Source organism: Paraburkholderia sp. Ac-20342, from assembly GCF_017104985.1.
Classification (GTDB): Bacteria; Pseudomonadota; Gammaproteobacteria; order Burkholderiales; family Burkholderiaceae; genus Paraburkholderia.
Window position 1 is genome coordinate 1 of the sequence record NZ_JAAGPQ010000194.1, and the last position, 2,758, is coordinate 2,758.

Genomic DNA, 2,758 nt, shown 5'->3' on the forward strand with positions numbered 1-2,758 from the left:
TCAAATAAGTACAACTACCAAGAGATGAAGAAAAAAGAGCGCGGGCGTGGAGCGAATCACTGATGGGATGGGCGTTGCGAGGTATTTCGCTTTGGCAGAATACTATTATCGGCAGTCAGGATACTGACTATCGGCGATATCGCATTGCGGTTGCGAATCTTTGTCGGCAGACTTCGCGGCGAGAGGGCCGTTAGTGCACGCAAAAATCACCGTGCGATACGCAAGCGATGTTTCAGATGAACGACGCGAGAGCGCTGGGCACGAGGGAGCTTTCCGCCAGCAGGCTCAGAAAGCGGAAATAGCAGGATCGTTGGGCGCTCATGTGGCTGGGAGATTTCACGGTAGCCCGGTTGAGGAGGTGAGAGTGCCTTCGCAAAGGCTAAGTAGATAACAGGCGTAATTTCGCTTCGAGGAGAACGCTCTGATGCATCGGAGGTGGAACGTCGACGCCCGCGCGCCCGCCAACAAAAGAAAAAACGCCTTAGCCCGGCTGTAGTTTTCCACAGAATAGGATTATTGCCCGCTCGCTTGGTTGTAGGCTAGGCGCGTTTGAATGAAGAAAGGAGGCAGCGGTCATGAAGACGAAGGTTGCAATCATCGGTGCGGGACCATCCGGCCTCTTGTTGGGCCAATTGCTCCAGAATGCGGGAATCGACAATATCATTCTGGAGCGGCAGAGCGGCTCATACGTTTTGAGCCGGATCCGCGCCGGAGTACTCGAGCAGGGCACGGTCAACCTGATGCGCGAAGCAGGCATCAGCGATCGAATGGACAGCGAGGGCTTAATTCACGACGGCATAGAACTCGTGTTTGACGGAAGGCGGGTGCGTATCGACCTGAAAGAGCTCACCGGCGGCTCTTCAGTCCTGGTGTATGGTCAGACAGAAGTAACCAGAGATCTGATGGATGCGCGCGATGCGAGCGGGGGAACCACCATCTACGAAGTGGCCAATGTTCAACTACACGATGTGAATGGCAGCGCGCCGTACGTCACATTCGAAAAAGATGGCGAGACAACTCGGCTCGATTGCGACTATATCGCGGGATGTGACGGTTTCCACGGCGTCTCGCGGAAGGCCATTCCCGCAGAAGTGCTCACGCATTTCGAGCGTGTCTATCCATTTGGCTGGCTCGGGCTTCTTTCTGACACGCCGCCGGCGAATGAAGAATTGATCTATGCCCACCACGAGCGTGGCTTTGTGCTGTGCAGCCAGCGCTCGATCACGCGAAGCCGTTACTACTTGCAGGTGCCGCTGACCGAGAGGATAGATAGCTGGTCCGATGATCGCTTTTGGGAAGAGCTGAAGCGTCGCCTTCCGAAAGAAGTTGCGGAAAATATCGTTATAGGACCGTCGCTGGAGAAGAGCATAGCGCCACTGCGCAGCTATGTGGTCGAGCCGATGCAGTATGGCAAGCTCTTTCTCGTGGGCGACGCCGCGCATATCGTTCCCCCAACGGGAGCGAAGGGGTTGAATCTGGCAGCCAGCGATGTGAAGGCACTCTACGAAATTTTGAAACTAGTCTATCGCGACGGCCGCACCGAATTGCTCGCGAGGTATTCACAGATCTCTCTACGCAGAGTTTGGAAGGCAGAGCGTTTCTCCTGGTTCATGACAAACTTGTTGCACGAGTTCTCGGATCGCGATGCGTTCGACAAACGCATGCAGCGTACGGATTTCCATTACTACACTACCTCTGAGGCTGGTCTAAAAACAATCGCGGAGAATTACGTCGGGCTACCTTATGAGCCTATCGAGTGAGTTCCGCACTGTGTGCTGTTTGAAACTCTAGCTCTGCGGCTTCGACGTTCGGGGCGAACGCATGATGTTCATTAATGTGCTTCAGCTTACACTCGCTCCCTACATGACGGTCAGCATAGATGAGTCGAAAGGACACCGCGGCCTCGATCGGCGCCGTTGTTTGCTGCGACTGCTATCCGTCGGGCGTGTTGACGCATAAGCCGACGTTTGAAACAGGGCCAACGTTTCCATTTGCCTTCAACAGAGGGGTTGCGACGACAATGACCGCCTGCGTCTGCGAGAAATAGGTTAGGTGCGATTGCCCCATAGGAATTTATATGATGCTCACGAAATCACCTCGCAGTTTCGAGCTCAACACAACAACTGAGGCTCCTCGTTCTGCGATTGCAGACTTGTCGACTCCTGTCCGTTTGAGGGGCAGACCTTTCCATTTCTTGTGGTAACTTGGCGCCTGATTGGAATTTTGAAATCAGTGATGGCACGCGATTTAGTTTCTTTCACGCCTATGCATCCGGATATATCCGCTTGTTATTGATTGGTGCCGATCCCAATAACGCCGACGGAGTTATTCAATGTTTTATCGTCGAATCCGGGCGGTTAGCGTCGAAAGGCGTACGACCATATCTTGTGCTGCAGAAAGGCGAAAGTTTTGTCACTGGGATTCGAACCGATGTACCGATTTTGATAGATGTAGATGGACAACTATCGGCAAGCTTTCCCTGCTCGCAGGACGATGCAAAGGTGATCACCTTACGCGGCAACCAAGATATCGCTGCGATTGTCGGCTGCACTTCGGAATCTTCATTTCCCACTGCGATCCTCGAAACGTGCGACGGGCTTCAATCTGATCGTGCTTCAGAGAGGCTATTGTTGTTGATTTGCACGGAATCCTGACCCACGATTTGCATTGAATTCTGACCCACCCGTTAGACCAGCTTTTCGTGTTATTCAGTGGGTATTTGGGTCTTCTTTCTCTCCTTCTTTGGCTGTGTCGTGCT

General features: G+C 53.2%; 2 protein-coding genes. Both read left to right on the forward strand.

Annotated elements, in window-relative coordinates; translation table 11 throughout:
* Positions 1-575 precede the first annotated feature (575 nt).
* Positions 576-1,760 (forward strand): 4-hydroxybenzoate 3-monooxygenase, encoded by a 1,185-nt coding sequence (pobA, locus tag G3N58_RS33615; RefSeq protein ID WP_206001345.1) that lies wholly within the window; start codon positions 576-578, stop codon positions 1,758-1,760.
* Between the two features lie 444 nt (positions 1,761-2,204).
* Positions 2,205-2,654, forward strand: a complete 450-nt coding sequence (locus G3N58_RS33620; RefSeq protein ID WP_206001346.1) for a hypothetical protein — start codon at positions 2,205-2,207, stop codon at positions 2,652-2,654.
* Positions 2,655-2,758 lie beyond the last annotated feature (104 nt).

Bases quoted from the DNA above. Each gene is read 5' to 3' on its own strand.
- pobA (WP_206001345.1), top strand. From the start codon at position 576: ATGAAGACGAAGGTTGCAATCATCGGTGCGGGACCATCCGGCCTCTTG.